Source organism: Haladaptatus rarus (genome assembly GCF_054177585.1).
Genome location: NZ_JBPEHG010000046.1, coordinates 1 through 735, shown reverse-complemented (window position 1 = coordinate 735; position 735 = coordinate 1). Strand labels below are relative to the sequence as shown.

The window sequence follows — 735 nt, the reverse complement described above, 5'->3', positions numbered from 1 at the left end:
TGGCACTGTCTAGTTTAGCTCCTCCTCGACAGGCGTTCGGTTGTTGAGCGATTGATGCGGTCGTTGATGGTTATAGTAATGCACAAACTGTTCAAGCCACTGCTGGACGCTTGGCCGACTGCCCACCCATGACGTATGGAAGCGGTCGATCCTCTGCTTGAGCGTGTGAAACCATTTTTCGATCAGGTTTCGCTCGGTATAGTCAAGGTGACCGCTCAATCCAATTCGAAAGAGGGCAGTCCGATAGCCGTAGCCATCAACGAGAAACACAGTGTCAGAGAGATCGTGTTTCTCGGCCAATCCAGACAGAAACGCAGCCGCTTGATCGGTCCCATGCCGATCAAACACTTTGACATCGAGCAGTAACTTTGTTTCGGTGTCTATTGCAGCGTACACCCAAGACCACTCGCCGTTAATTTTGACAGCGGTTTCGTCAACCGCGACCCGCGTCGGCGTCGCCGACGGCGGGTCGGAGACGCTGTCAGATACTCGATGAACCCATTGGAAAATTGCTTGATGCGACCGTTTTACGCCGAGGAGTGCGAGAATCCCTTTTGTTTCCCTGAGTGAACAACCGGTCGCGTGGAGCCGGACGGCGAACGCCCTGACGGGCGTCTCCGTCCGCTCACGCTCCCAACATTCAAGCGTAGCCGTCTCTAAACTCTTTTTGAGCAGGTTCGAGAGTAGCATGAATCACTAGCTCTTCGACCTGCTCGTCCTTATCTAGACAGTGCC

Annotated in this window: 1 protein-coding gene; it reads right to left on the bottom strand. The window is 53.9% G+C overall.

Translation table 11 applies throughout. The features are described from left to right. Positions 1-9 precede the first annotated feature (9 nt). On the bottom strand, positions 10-690 hold the full coding sequence (locus ACR3FE_RS27760; RefSeq protein WP_458211088.1) for an IS6 family transposase: 681 nt from the start codon (positions 688-690) through the stop codon (positions 10-12). Positions 691-735 lie beyond the last annotated feature (45 nt).